The sequence below is a fragment of the Demequina soli genome (assembly GCF_000971195.1).
GTDB classification, from domain to species: domain Bacteria; phylum Actinomycetota; class Actinomycetes; order Actinomycetales; family Demequinaceae; genus Demequina; species Demequina soli.
In genome coordinates this window covers 325472-339097 of sequence record NZ_BBLZ01000002.1, presented here as the reverse complement: position 1 = coordinate 339097, position 13626 = coordinate 325472, and the positions used below count along the sequence as shown (strand labels likewise).

Below are 13626 nucleotides of genomic sequence, written 5' to 3'. Positions count from 1 at the left end.
GCCGCATGACGCCCACCCCCGACGCCGCGCCCGAGGTGGGTGCCGGCGCTCGCCGAGCCGTCCGTTGGAGCCTCGCGCTCCTGGCGGCGACCCTGATCGTCCCGATGCTCGGAGTCAGGTGGGGGCTGTCCCTGCTCGTCGTCGCGCCCGCCGCGATCGCCGCCATGGTGACGGCGCTCGTGCTGCTGCGCGGCGTCCGCCTCACGGCGCTCAAGACGATGCTCGGCATCGGCATCGGCGTGTCCGCGCTCGGGCTGCTGTACGCCTTCGGGCTGCTCATCATGCACGAGCCGATCCAGGCCCTCGCCGACTGCGAGCAGCGCGCCCTCACGCACACCGCGCAGCAGCGCTGCCTGGACCAGTACGAGCAGGACTACCTGGACCTGCTCGCACGGTGGGGGCTCAGCGTGCCGGCGCAGACGGCTCCCTGACGTCGGGTGCGGGCGCGACCGGCGCATCGTCCCCACGCAGGCGCCCCCGCGCCCACCGCCACCCGGCGACGGCGCCCGCCACCAGGCCGTACCCCGCGCCGACCAGCGCGGTGCCGATGAGCATGACGGGCACGGGCTCGGCGCCCACCTCGCCGAGGCGGCCCGGCCCCGCCGAGCCCGACGAGACGGCCATGAGGGTGACGAGCCCGACCGCGACCACGGCGATCGCGACGCCCGTCGCGCGCGCCGACGCCCAGTCGGAGCCGATGCGGCGGTGCAGCCCGGCCCGCGCGAGCACCGCGAGCGCCACGACCACGAGCGGCGCCCACGCCCACCAGCCGCCCGCGGCCGTCGGCAGGGCGCCGAGCAGCGGCACGGCGGGCAGGGTGTCGGGCGTGACGACGTCGGGCGCGTAGAGCGACCCCGTGCCGACGATGAAGCCGGGGCCGACCAGCCATGCGACCATCCAGCACACCATCGTCGGGACGTAGAGCGTCTCCCCCAGCGCGAGCGCGCCGGCGCCCAACGGGTCCATGTGCAGGGACGATGCGATGGTCGCGATGCGGTCCATGCCCAGCACGGCCCAGGCGCCGCCGAGCGCCGCGGCGGTCGCGACGAGGCCCGCGAGGGTGCCCAGGCCGAGCCGCATGCCCGCGCGCACCTCGCCCGGGATGCGGTCGAGCAGCTGCAGCCGCGCGCCGTGGGCGCGCCAGATGCCGGTCGCCACGGCGGGGGCGGCGATGACGGCGCCGACGAGGGCGGCCCGGGTGGCCGACGGCGCGCGGTCTCCCGCCGGGCCTCCGAGCCAGCCGATGAGCGCGGCGCCGGCGGCGAAGGCCGTCACGCCGAGCGCCCAGCTGGTCCAGGTCTTGGATGCGAAGCGGCGCGCGAGCGCCACGAGGATCGCGAAGCTGACGAGCGGCATGCCCAGCGGCACCAGCGACACGGTCGCCCCGCCGAACGTCACGGGCACGCCGTGGCCGAGCAGCCACACCGCGGTCGCGACCGTCGCCGCGCCGGGCCAGTCGACGGCCGCGGAGCCGTCGAGGCTGGGCGCGCCGGCCACGGCCGCGAGCGCCGGGGCGAGCACCACGAGGTAGGACAGCGCGGCAGACTGGGCCCCCGCGAGCGCGCCGCCCAACCAGCCCGGCAGCGCCGCCCTGAGGCGGTCCAGGCGCGGCTGTCGGGGGGTGGCGGCGGGCATGGCATCCATGGTCGCCGCTGCGGGTCGGGATCGGCGGACCGCCACACCTGGGCGCCCGAATGCCGCGCCGGCACCGCGCGCTCCGCCGAAACGCGTAGGCCCGCTCGCCCATTGCTGCGCACGGTTCTCTCCGCGACACGCCGCGAGCGCGGGAGCCGCTGCCCCTCTCGCCGGCGTGTCGTCAGAGGAACCGTGCTCAGCGAACGGCCCGCGGCCGAGGCCGACCCGCGCATCGTCCCCGGGCACGCGAACGGGGCCCCCACCCGAAGGTGAGGGCCCCGCCACGAGCTCCAGGGATCAGGCCCCGGTGAGGATCTCCCGCATGAGGCGCGCGGTCTCCGACGGGGTCTTCCCCACGCGAACACCGGCGGCCTCGAGGGCCTCCTTCTTGGCCTGAGCGGTGCCCGCCGAGCCGGACACGATCGCGCCGGCGTGGCCCATGGTCTTGCCCTCGGGCGCCTCGAAGCCGGCGACGTAGCCCACGACGGGCTTGGTCACGTGCTCCTTGATGTACGCGGCGGCGCGCTCCTCGGCGTCGCCGCCGATCTCGCCGATCATGACGATCGCCTCGGTGTCGGGGTCGTTCTCGAACGCCTCGAGGCAGTCGATGTGGGTGGTGCCCACGATCGGGTCGCCGCCGATGCCGACGGCCGTGGTGAAGCCCAGGTCGCGCAGCTCGAAGAGCATCTGGTAGGTCAGCGTGCCCGACTTGGAGACCAGGCCGATGCGGCCCGGGCCCGTGATCGAGGCGGGCGTGATGCCCACGTTGGACTGGCCGGGGGTGATGAGTCCGGGGCAGTTGGGGCCGATGAGGCGCGTGCCCTTGGACTGCGCGTAGGTGAAGAACTGCGCGGTGTCGTCGACCGGCACGCCCTCGGTGATGATGACCACGAGCGGCATGCCCGCGTCGACGGCCTCGATGACGGCATCCTTGGTGAAGGCCGGCGGCACGAACACGACGGACACGTCCGCGCCGGTGGCCTCGATCGCCTCGGCGACGGTGCCGTACACGGGGACGATGCGCTCGGCGCCGTCCACGTCGAACGCCACCTCGGTGCCGGCCTTGCGCGGGTTGACGCCGCCGACGATCTGCGTGCCCGACGCGAGCATGCGCGTGGTGTGCTTCATGCCCTCCGAGCCGGTCATGCCCTGGACGATCACCTTGGACTGGGCGGTGAGGAAGATAGCCATTGCGATGCTCCTTAGGCGGCCGCGGCGGCGAGCTCGGCGGCCTTGGCCGCGGCGCCGTCCATGGTCTCGACGATGGTGACGAGCGGGTGGTCCGCGGCGGCGAGGATCGCACGGCCCTCCTCGACGGCGTTGCCGTCGAGGCGCACGACGAGCGGCTTGGACGCCTCGTCGCCGAGGGTCGCGAGCGCGCCCACGATGCCGTTGGCGACCTCGATGCACGAGGTGATGCCGCCGAACACGTTGACGAACACGCTCTTCACCTGCGGGTCGTTGAGGATGACGTCGAGGCCGTTGGCCATGACGGCCGCGGACGCGCCGCCGCCGATGTCGAGGAAGTTCGCCGGCTTCTGGCCGCCGAAGGACTCGCCCGCGTAGGCCACCACGTCGAGGGTCGACATGACCAGGCCCGCGCCGTTGCCGATGATGCCGACGGAGCCGTCGAGCTTGACGTAGTTGAGGCCCAGGCCCTTGGCCTTCGCCTCGAGCGGGTCCGCGGCGGCCTTGTCCTCGAGCGCCTCGTGGTCGGGGTGACGGAAGTCGGCGTTCGCGTCGAGCGTGACCTTGCCGTCGAGGGCGACGATGCTGCCGTCCTCGGTGCGCACCAGCGGGTTGACCTCGACGAGCGTCGCGTCCTCCTCGGCGTACACGGTCCACAGCTTCTGGATGACGCCGGCGACCTGGTCCCGCAGCTGCGCGGGGAAGCGGGCGGCGTCCACGATCTCGTAGGCCTTGGCCTCGTCGATGCCCACGATCGGGTCGACGGCGACGCGCGCGAGGGCGTCGGGACGCTCGACGGCGAGCTGCTCGATCTCCATGCCGCCCTCCACGGAGCACATGGCGAGGTAGCGGCGCTCGGCGCGGTCCAGGAGGACGCTGAAGTAGAACTCCTCGGCGATGCTGGCGCCGGCCGCGATCATCACGCGGTGCACGGTGTGCCCCTTGATGTCCATCCCGAGGATCGCGGCGGCGTGCGCCTCGGCCTCGTCCGGGGTCTTGGCGACCTTGACGCCGCCCGCCTTGCCACGTCCGCCCACCTTGACCTGCGCCTTGACGACGACGACGCCGCCCAGCTGCTCGGCCGCGGCACGCGCCTCGGCGGGGGTTTCGGCGACGATGCCCGGAAGCACGGGTACGCCGTGCTTCTCGAACATGTCGCGCGCCTGGTACTCGTACAGGTCCATGCACTGTCCTCACGCGAAGGGCGCGCCCTCGTCGGCGCGCTGGTCCGATGCTGCGGGACTCATGCTACCCAGGCCCGCCGACACCGCGGGACCATGGTCCCGCTCCGCGGACGCGACGATGCGCGGCCCACCGAGGCGAGCCGCGCATCGTCCCGCGAGGGCTCAGCCCACGCCGAAGCGGTTCGCGGTCTCCTTGATCGACCGGGCGGACGCCTCGAGGAGCGCCTTCTCCTCGTCGTCCATCGGCGTGACGGCCTGGTGCTCGATGCCGTTGCGGCCGATCACGGCGGGCAGCGACATGCAGACCTCGCCCACGCCCGGGTAGTCGATCATCGTCGACACCGGCATGATGCGGCGCTGGTCGCCCAGGACCGCCTCGACGATGCGCGCGCCGGCGGCGCCGACCGCGTAGTTGGTCGCACCCTTGCCCTCGATGATCGTGTAGGCGGAGCGCATGACGTCGTGGTGGATCTGGTGGCGCACCTCCTCGGTCATGACGACGTTGCCGTCGCGCCCGCGCCAGTCGACGAGCGGCTGGCCGCCGATGGTCGCCGAGGACCACAGCGCCACCTCGGAGTCGCCGTGCTCCCCCGCGATGTACGCGTGGACGTTGCCGACCGCGATGTCGCAGTACGCGGCGATCTGGTGGCGCAGGCGCGACGTGTCGAGCGCGGTGCCCGAGCCGAACATGCGCGACGGGTCCATGCCCGACTTCTTGATCGCGGCGTACGTGACCACGTCGACGGGGTTGGTGACGAGGATGTAGATCGCGTTCGGCGCGACCTCGAGCAGCGGCGGCAGCACCTTGTCCATGAGCGAGATGGTCGCGCCCGCGAGGTCCATGCGGGTCTGGCCCGGCTGCTGCTTCGCGCCGGCCGTGATGACCACCACGTCGGATCCCTCGACCACGCCGATGTCCGACGAGCCGAGCACCGTCGCCTCGGGCATGAACTGGATGCCCTGCGCGAGGTCGAGCGCCTCGGCCTCGACCTTCGCCGTGTTGATGTCGTACAGCGCGACCGTGCGCGCGAATCCGCGCATCAGGCCTGCATAGGCGAGGGTCGAGCCCACGGCACCGGCGCCGACGATCGACACCTTCGAGGTCTTGTCCGACATGCCATCCTCCTGGGGTAACGGTCCAGGATGAGCCTAGCGGCGGGGGACGATGCGCGGGAGACCGGGGGCGGCCGGCGGCGCCTCACGCGGCGTCGGACAGGCAGAACAGCTCGGGCTCGGGGACGCCCGCGCCGCTCGCGTGCGCGCTCTCGCCCTCCCTCCAGGTGAACTCGGCCCACGCGATGACCTCGACGCAGCCGTCGCGCCCCAGGCCCCACCACGGGTCGGCCTCCTGGTGCGACTCCATGCCTGCGGGGTTGAGGTTGCCGACGTCGAGACGCAGCGACGAGCTGTCGCACCCGAAGGTGGTCTCGGCGAGCGTGTCGCTCATGGTGGGCGCCGCGAAGTCCCACTCGCCGCACGTGGCGTCACCCACCACGATCCCGGCGTTCAGCGAGGTGAGCTCACCGCTGCCGTCGCAGCCCGTGCCGGGGCGCACGCTTGCGACGGTGTCGCCCGCGAGCGAGGTGTCGGTCCACGCCCTCCACGGCAGCGCAGCTATGACGGGGCGCCGCTCGGTCCCCTCGAGGGCGGTGGAGAGCCCGACGTCGACGCAGTGCCCCGACTCCTCGTCGGCCAGCGTCCAGGAGCGCTCGACCGGCACCGTGGTGGCCGCGTCCGCCGGCACCCAGGGCACCGCGAGGACCGCGACCAGCACCGCCGTGGCGATCCCGCCCAGAGCCCACCAGCGCATCGTCCCCCCTGACTGCCTGGGGGAACGCTAGCGCCGGCGCCTACCGCTTGTCGAGGCTGTTGAAGCGCAGCACCAGGCGCTTGACGTCGCCGCCGACGAGCCAGTCCAGCCGGGCCTGAGTGCGCCGTTTGCGGCAACACCGGTAGCCACCACGAAATCCGGGGCCGTGGCGTGGTTTTCCAGCTGCTGACCTGCGGTGATGCGTTCGGGTGGCCCGACGAGAACGGTGCCGGCAATGGTGAGGGCCCCGACGCGGGTTTCTGCCACGAGGCTCGCGGACGCCGATGCGGTCGTGAAGCCGCTGATCGCCGCCAAGGCGGCGATCACGGCGGCTAGGAACAGAAGCAGCTGGCGTGCGCTGATCCTCGGCTGGCTCTCACCCGTCAGGGTGTCAGCCTTCGCGCCACGGGACCGCCAGATCCAGTGTCCCTCAGCCGCCATCAAGGCCCCCGAGCGGAATCACAGCTGCCCCTGCGCTTGACCACCGACGGGCCGCCTGCACGACGTGGGCATTCTCTCCTGCGAGAACAACATGGAACGGGACAGCTGGCCGGTCCCACCACTCGCCGAGTTCAATTGACTGGGCCCAGTCCGCGGCGGCCGACGTTAGGGAACGAACTAGCCATTCGAGCGCTGCCGCGTCCTCATCAGCCAGTACCTGGTCAGGCTCGGTGATCGTGACGACATAGCCGGCGCCAGCAGGAAGTGCCTCGAGCTCAGCGATGCACTCGTTGAACGCGTCCTCGTTGTCGCCGAAGTATGGCGGGAACTGCAACGCCGCGGCGAACTCGTCGAGCACGCCTCTCCGGCTCCGCATCTTGCGTCCGCGGACTACGCGGGCGGTCAAGCCAGCGTCGCCCCAGCCCATCACAGCCGTACCAATCGACTCGGCATCGCCCTCAAGCAGCATGACTCGGAGCTCAGGATCAACCGTCATCAGCGGCAGGGGTTCCGTCATGGTGTCGGCCCCCGGAAAATCAGGAAGCTGTCGTAGTGATCGCCCGTCCAGTACGCCGAGCCGTCGCTACCGGTCACGATGCGTTCAGCTCCACGGTTCCCGCCCTTCACGAACGGATTCACGTCCCACTCGCGATAGGTGAGACCCGGCGACTCGGGAAGTTTGCCTTGCGTATTCTCAAAGACCCTGCCGCCCTTGTAGCCGGGTAGCGGCGAACCCTTTCCATCAACGCGATTCAGTACCGTCCACGCCTTCTCTGAACCGGGCCCGATCGGGAGGACATGGTCTGCGGTGTTTGCGGCGGCCTCGATGGCTTCGGCGGCGCCGTCTACCGCGAGTATGGCACCCTCGCCGGCCACTGCGGCTCCTTCTTCGGGCAATTCGACGATCGCTCCGAGGAGGCCGAGGACGAACCCGGTGCCGTAGAACAACCATTGCGCGGCGGAGTCACCAAGGATCGGTTCGGAAACGGCTCCAAAGGTCGCGGACGTGAAAGCGCCGTTTTCGATATTGAGCCACCACTGATTGCTCGGGTGGGTCAAGATCGCGTCACGGTTCGCCTGGTTTTCCTGTCCCCACGTGTTTTCCCGCTCGCGGGCGCTGCCGCCGCGGTTGTAGAGGCGGTTGAATCCGCCAGCGTTCCTCACCTCGTCGGTTGGCTTGCCTCCATAGCAGGCGTCCTGGTCCAGGGTGCCTCCCGATGCGCACGCCAAGCGAAGCCCGGTGGGGTCAACGTAGGCGATGGGGTTGTTGCCCGCATACATGTACGGGTCGAGGGTTCTGGGGTCGCCAGGGATGAGGATCGGGTCGGGTGAGATGAACCGTCCGAGTGTCGGGTCGTAGTAGCGGGCGTTGAGGTAGGTCAGTCCCGTGCTGGTGCCGGTGGAGCTGGCGGGGTTGGTGGTGTCTTCGACCTGGCCGAGCCAGCCGCGGCTTTGGAGGAGGTTGCTGCTGCCGCGGGTTGATCCGTAGGGGCTGTAGGCCTGCCAGGCGGCTCCTGTGGTGGTGGTTGTGGTCTGCATGACGCCGTTGATGAGGGTGACGTTGAGGGAGGCTTCGGCGGAGCCTTGCAGGTCGGTGAAAATGAGCTGGATGCCGGTGTCGTCGGCGCCGTCGTGGTTGATGTCGCCGGCGTGACGGACGGCGACGGTCTTGCCGTGGAATGTGTAGGTGCGTGTCGCAGACACACCGCTGGTGGCGGCTGTGTTGGTGTCGGTGATCTCGTCCGGTCCAACCCAGACGGTGGCGGCGCCGTTCGCGATGCGTGCGATGCGCTGTCCGGATCCGTCGTAGAGGTAGGTCTCGGCTCCGGCGGTGGCGAGGTTGGACAGGGGGTCCCAGGTGAGGGTGTCGGCGCCGGTGCCTGACGGGTTGGTCCGGGACGTCATGCGCCCGGCAGCGTCGTAGGTGTAATGGCCGGTGGCGCCTCCGGTGACGGTGGTCACCGCGGTGGGGTGGTTGGGGTCTGTGTATGTGTAGGTGCGGGTAGCGGTGGTGCCGTCGCCGGTGCTGGTCGTGGTGGACCCGATGCGGCCCGCGTTGCCGTACTCCCAGGTGTTGGAGTAGGCAGTGGCGCCCACGTTCCACGTCGACGGCGCCGTCGCGCTGCAGGACCCGGTCTGCGTCCATGCCTGTGTCAGGCGCACGTAGCCGTCGTACACGTAGCACTGGCGGACGTTCGTGACGCCGTTCCAGACGGACTTCAGCGTTCCGTCGTCGTTGTAGGTGTACGAGTCGGACTGGACGGCGGTGGTGCCGTTCCTCAGCGATGCTTCGATCGTGGCGACGCGTCCGGCGCCGTCGTAGGTGAGTTGGGTCGAGGCGGCGTTGCCGTAGGTGCGTGTGTCGGTCTTCCCATCGGGCTGGTAGGTCTCGCCCGTGACGAAGGTGGTGGCACCTGAGGCCAGACGCGTGGGCCGGCTCCATGCGTCGTAGCTGGTGGTGAGGGTCTCGGCGGGCATGTCGCCGACGGCCGGCAAGGTCGCGGATGTCGCTCGACCCCACTGGTCGTAGGAGGTTGACGCGGTGTAGGTGGTGCCGGCGAGCTCGCCGAGTGCGCTCGTCGAGGGCAGCACGGTCGATGCTTGGGTGACCGCGCCGTAGTCATCGACTGCGTCGACGCGGGAGATGACCGTACCTGCCGGGGTGGTGTGAGCGGTCTTGAAGAGCATGCCCGGCAGGCTGGCCGTGCCATTGGGCGCTGTGTCGTAGCGCCAGGTGGTGGTGGCGTCGGCGGTGCTTGAGCTCTTGGGCAGGGCTTCTCGCTTGGTCGTCCTGTCCCACACGTCGTAGGTCATCGCGATGACCCCTGCCGGCGACGACATGCTGACGACGTTGCCGTCGTCGTCGTAGGCGTAGGTGGTGACGCCCCCGTTCGGGTCGTCCAACTTGATGGTGCGCCCCGCGAGGTCGGTGGTGGTGATGGTCGCTGACCCCGCCGCGTCGGTGGCGGTGGTCTTCGCCTCACCGGTCGAGCTGTTGACCCCGTACGTGTACGTCGTGACGATATCGGCGCCTGTGGGCCGATCGGCCGTCGAGTCCCAACCTTCGTGCTGGAGCACCATGGCGGTCCTGCCGCGGCTGTCGAGACGCGCCGTCGATGACGACCCGACGGCTCCATTCTTGCCAAGCGATATCGTGTTGGTTCGATCGCCGTGATACTCGGTCGACGTGCGGCTGAGGTAGGTGTAGCCATTCTTGCGGTCCACCTCGACGGCTCGTCCTGCCCAGTCGTAGAGGGTCTCCGAGTACGGGACGCCGATCGTGGCCAGGGATGACGGGTTCGCGGGGGCCGCGTCCATGTCGTACGCGGTCGTGCTGAGGTACGGCTCAGACTGTCGGAACACTCGGCCGAGCTCGTCGTACCGGGTGTTCGTCACCAGCCGACCCGAGGTGCCGTCGGCTGTCGGGGTGTGGACCTCGAACGGCTGGCCGGAACCGTTGAACAGCGTCAGGGTGCGCTGCTTGGCGCGCATGGCCGAGTTGTCGGGGGCGAGGACCTGTTCGACACGTGCAGGTTCGGTCCTGCTCTGCCCGAATCTGGCACTGCCGGAGTAGTTGTAGTGGACGGTGCGGGAGAGGCTCGTATCCAACGTCGCCGCGTTGCCGGATTGGCGTGGCGCCCAGCCGTCGGTCAGGCGTCCCTGCTTGTCGTACTGGTAGTAGGTGACCTGCCCTTGTTCGTCCTGCGTGCGCGTGGGCTGGCCGAAGGCAACCTCGTAGGTGGCGCTCGACGTGAACGTGGGTGTCGACGCCGACGCCCGCGTGACGGTAGCGGTGCGTGGCGATGTGCCGATCCCGGAGTAGCTGTAGGTGGTGGTTGCCGGCGTCGTCGCGCCGTCCTGGTTCGCGGAGGTCTGGGTCAGGACCCGCCCCGCCGGTGTGTAGGTCGCGGACGTCGACGCCGTGTGCGAGTGATCGGTGTACGTGCGTTCGGTGGTCACGTTGCCATCGATCGGATGCTGGCCCGTGACCGCGTCTGCTCCGTCGTAGAGGTAGCGCTTGCGGGCCGACACCACCCCCGCATCGCACGTGCCCTCGTGAGTGATCGTCTCTGCGATGAACCACTGGTAGTACTTCTGCCCCCACACGGAGGTGTCGTACACCGTGCTCCAGCTGCCGTCGTCACCGACTGCTGTCGCGTACGACATCTCGGTGCACGCGATATCGCCCGCGGTGTCGATATCGTCGTCGGTCTTGACCTCGACGGGCCTGTCGGCCTCGTCATACGACGTGGACACTCGCCTGGTACGCCACTGCGACGTCGGCACGAGGTTCGAATCCACGACCCGCTCCGCGGTGTCGACATATTTGACGGTCACGGCGACGGCGTCGTGGACGCCGGGCCTGTCCACCGTCTTGTCCCGGTTGTACGCGGTCGTCGAGGTCGACATGTAGTCGCCGTCGTCGTTGCGCACCCGCGTGGACAGTTCCCGACCCCTCAGCGGCCGATAGTCGGTGACGTCCGCGTTCGTCACCAGGTTGAGGATCGTCGCGTCCTTGGTGGTGCCGTTGGCGTTCCAGTCGCCGTCCATGCCCCGGTAGTACTGGGTCGCCGTCACCGCCGTGTCTGCACCCGCGCCCTGCGTAGCGATCACCCGGGTATAGCCGCGATCGTCGTTCCAGGTCTGGACCCCGGCGCCGCGTGCCACCAACGGGTCGTCCTGGTAGGCCCAGGCAGGACTGCCGACGTACTCGTACGACACCGACTGCATGGGCGCATCACCGACGAGGTCGTACGTCTTGACGGACTCGACACGGTACTTGTGGAAGATGCCGAACCCCGCGGCGGCGCCACCAGCACCATCGGGGTCGAAGAACATCGGATAGCAGTCCCACGAATTGTGGTCCCAGCCGGCGGCCACCACCGGCGCGTACCAGTCCGTGAAGTTCTGGTTGCCCGCTGAACCACCCATCGGACAATGACGCGACGTGCCGGGCGAGTACGACGTCGCGTAGTCGACGTCGACCCTGCCGCCCAGCGGCGTATAGACGCTCGTGATGCGCCGCTTGTCGAGCGCACGGACGGACTGGGTCCAGTCGACGCGGTTGTTGAGCTGGTCGCCGTCGAAGGCATACGCATACCCGTTTGCGTAGTCGCTGGTATCACCGAGCGTGTAGTAGCGGGTCTGCACCGTGTTGAGCCACAACGAGCGCGCCGAGCCGTCGTCCGTGGCGGGGAAGGCGAATCCAAGCTGGTGGCGGTACGCCGAGACCCAGCCGCCCGACGCCTTCTTCACCTGCACCAGGACGAAGTCGTAGCGCTTCGTTGTGAAGAATGTCGGCGAGTCCTGGGACGAGCTGCACGTCGCCGTGCACTTGAGGTCCAGCGGCACGTCAGGATAGGACGCAGCGTTGCTCGCGACCGCGCTGGGACACGCAGGGTCATCGTCGAAGTTGTAGAACGACGTGCCCGTGCGTTCCATGCAGCGGTAACGGGCACCGACGACCACCTTGACCTCATAATTGGTCAGGTCCGAGTCGCGCTGCCCATAGTGGACCTCGCCGAGGCTGATCGCCGACGTGTAGGAGACGGACTTGGATGCGTCCCCGCCCAACGCGTACCTGTTGGTCTCGCGCGTGTAGAGGTACGTCACCGCGTTCTCATTGCGGTCCAAGGCCTTGTCCAGCATCCACCGGTAGCCCTGGACGCAGTAGTCCGATGCCGCCGAGCCGTTGCACCGCGGCTCGCCGGAATCGTCGCCGAAGACCGGCACCGTCGCCACCGAGTTCGTGACCGTGCCATCGGACAGGGTGCCCAGGCCGAAGAAGTAGCGGGAACCGTCGGGCAGGGCGAGCTTGAAGTACTCGTCGTTGTTGTCATCGTTGTCTGCGCTGCCGCCCGAGTGATGCGTGATGCGCCAACCCCTGTCATCGGACGTGCGGTACCCGTTCCCGCCATCCCAGATCAGCGGATAGCTGGCACCACCCAGGTTGAGCACATAGGCGGCGTTGCCAGGGTCAGAGCTGTCGGGGGACTTCCAGCACAGGTCGCTGGCATGCGCGCTGTAGCCGTCGTTCGCACACGCGGTGTAGATGCGCTCGATGTACCCGGTGGAGAAGTCCCACCCCTCGCCGGCGGCGGACGCCTGCCCGTTGGATGCGATGTTGCGGCCATCGACCGCCGCACTCAAATAATTCAACGACAGGTCCGGCGCGGTGCCCACCACCGCTGGCGGCAGCTCCAGCGGGATCGAGTAGGTGAACGCGCCGGTCGCGCCGCTGGCCCCCCACGTTCCCGGTGCAGGCAGGTCGGTCGCGGTGAAAGTACCGCCCGGACCCGACGGACCCGACACCGCCGCCAACACCGTGCCGCTCGCCGACGTCGCCATCGCCACATGGCGCGCATCCACCAACGACGCCAGCAAACCCCGGGACGACCCCAGGTGCAGCGGGCCGCCCACACCGTACCCGTAGCCGCCACCCAGCGTGCCGGCCATGGGATCGACGGGCACCTCCACCACCAGCGCACCCGTGTCGCTGTCGACGGTGGCGGGCAGCTGCGTGCCGTTCAAACAGTCGACGCTGGCGGTAGCGTCCAGCGAGCACTCAGGAAACGCCCACAGCTCGAGCCTGTCCGCATAGTCCGCACCGTAGGCCCCGGCGAAAGCGTCCGGGTTGACCACGAGCTCGGCCCACGACGCGTCCGCCGCCGGGTCCGTGTTGCGCAACGTGAACGCCACCGACGCCCCCGGAATCGCCCCATCGACCTCGACAGTGCTCACAGCGACCTCATCGCCCACCTCGACCAACGGCACGTCCTCACCGTCACCACCAGGCATATCCACCGACGCCGACCCCACCACAGGATCCACGCCCACCGCCTGATCGATCACGTCCGCGGACGCCTCCCGCAGGTCGAACACGTCATCGGGCAGCACAGCACCGTCCGCCACCGCAGGCGCGACCTCAAGAACCTGGGACGGGTCGACCGGATCCTGCCACCGTTCCGCGCTCGACGACGCCCCCGATTCGGCGTCACCAGCCGGGCTCACCGCGAGCGGCAACCCGTCCTTCACACCAACCGTGGCATCCGCGACGGTCGCGACCCCAGGAGACCCCTGAGACACCGCCGACACCGCCTCCGAGGCCGACGTCGACGTCGACGACGACGCCGACGCCGGCACCGCGAACCCGATCAAGCACGCCAACACCGCAGGCACCACCGCAAAACGACCGCGCAACACACACCCCCGCTTGGCGGCCTCGAGGGCCGATGCGCACAACGTAGTGACGCCCAAGACACGTAGCAAGAGCCAAAGGACATACCGCGTCGGCCCACGGGCCCTACCGGTCACGCCTCCCGCGCCGCTCGGCCACCGGAGCACTGCAGCCGCCCCGCTGGGGCGCCG

Annotated in this window: 8 protein-coding genes; 1 reads left to right on the top strand and 7 read right to left on the bottom strand. The window is 69.6% G+C overall.

The features are described from left to right. Window positions 1–5 precede the first annotated feature (5 nt). Window positions 6–431, top strand: a complete 426-nt coding sequence (locus tag AOM04_RS05020; protein WP_062463248.1) for a hypothetical protein — start codon at window positions 6–8, stop codon at window positions 429–431. Here AOM04_RS05020 and AOM04_RS05015 read toward each other — a convergent pair. From AOM04_RS05015 to AOM04_RS04985, 7 genes are all read right to left on the bottom strand, one after another. Next, window positions 403–1635, bottom strand: a complete 1233-nt coding sequence (locus AOM04_RS05015; protein ID WP_062463245.1) for a cell division protein PerM — start codon at window positions 1633–1635, stop codon at window positions 403–405. The two genes, AOM04_RS05020 and AOM04_RS05015, sit on opposite strands and share 29 nt — an antisense overlap. Before the next feature lie 297 nt (window positions 1636–1932). Then, the gene (sucD, locus tag AOM04_RS05010) at window positions 1933–2826 is read right to left on the bottom strand and encodes a succinate--CoA ligase subunit alpha (protein ID WP_062463242.1); all 894 of its coding nucleotides are present in this window, start codon (window positions 2824–2826) and stop codon (window positions 1933–1935) included. A gap of 11 nt (window positions 2827–2837) precedes the next feature. Then, the gene (sucC, locus tag AOM04_RS05005) at window positions 2838–4007 is read right to left on the bottom strand and encodes an ADP-forming succinate--CoA ligase subunit beta (protein ID WP_062463240.1); all 1170 of its coding nucleotides are present in this window, start codon (window positions 4005–4007) and stop codon (window positions 2838–2840) included. A 162-nt stretch (window positions 4008–4169) separates the two neighbouring features. Then, window positions 4170–5123, bottom strand: a complete 954-nt coding sequence (locus tag AOM04_RS05000) for an L-lactate dehydrogenase (protein WP_062463236.1) — start codon at window positions 5121–5123, stop codon at window positions 4170–4172. Between the two features lie 82 nt (window positions 5124–5205). Beyond that, window positions 5206–5817, bottom strand: a complete 612-nt coding sequence (locus AOM04_RS04995; protein ID WP_062463233.1) for a hypothetical protein — start codon at window positions 5815–5817, stop codon at window positions 5206–5208. A 430-nt stretch (window positions 5818–6247) separates the two neighbouring features. After that, entirely contained in the window at window positions 6248–6775 is a 528-nt protein-coding gene (locus AOM04_RS04990) for a barstar family protein (protein ID WP_062463230.1), read from the bottom strand. Then, window positions 6772–13416, bottom strand: a complete 6645-nt coding sequence (locus AOM04_RS04985) for an RHS repeat-associated core domain-containing protein (RefSeq protein ID WP_156160617.1) — start codon at window positions 13414–13416, stop codon at window positions 6772–6774. The genes AOM04_RS04990 and AOM04_RS04985 overlap by 4 nt, the downstream gene beginning before the upstream one ends. Window positions 13417–13626 lie beyond the last annotated feature (210 nt).

Coding starts and splice junctions, on each gene's coding strand:
- sucC (WP_062463240.1), bottom strand. CDS start 4,007: ATGGACCTGTACGAGTACCAGGCGCGCGACATGTTCGAGAAGCACGGC.
- AOM04_RS05015 (WP_062463245.1), bottom strand. CDS start 1,635: ATGCCCGCCGCCACCCCCCGACAGCCGCGCCTGGACCGCCTCAGGGCG.
- AOM04_RS04990 (WP_062463230.1), bottom strand. CDS start 6,775: ATGACGGAACCCCTGCCGCTGATGACGGTTGATCCTGAGCTCCGAGTC.
- AOM04_RS05000 (WP_062463236.1), bottom strand. CDS start 5,123: ATGTCGGACAAGACCTCGAAGGTGTCGATCGTCGGCGCCGGTGCCGTG.
- AOM04_RS05020 (WP_062463248.1), top strand. CDS start 6: ATGACGCCCACCCCCGACGCCGCGCCCGAGGTGGGTGCCGGCGCTCGC.
- AOM04_RS04995 (WP_062463233.1), bottom strand. CDS start 5,817: ATGCGCTGGTGGGCTCTGGGCGGGATCGCCACGGCGGTGCTGGTCGCG.
- sucD (WP_062463242.1), bottom strand. CDS start 2,826: ATGGCTATCTTCCTCACCGCCCAGTCCAAGGTGATCGTCCAGGGCATG.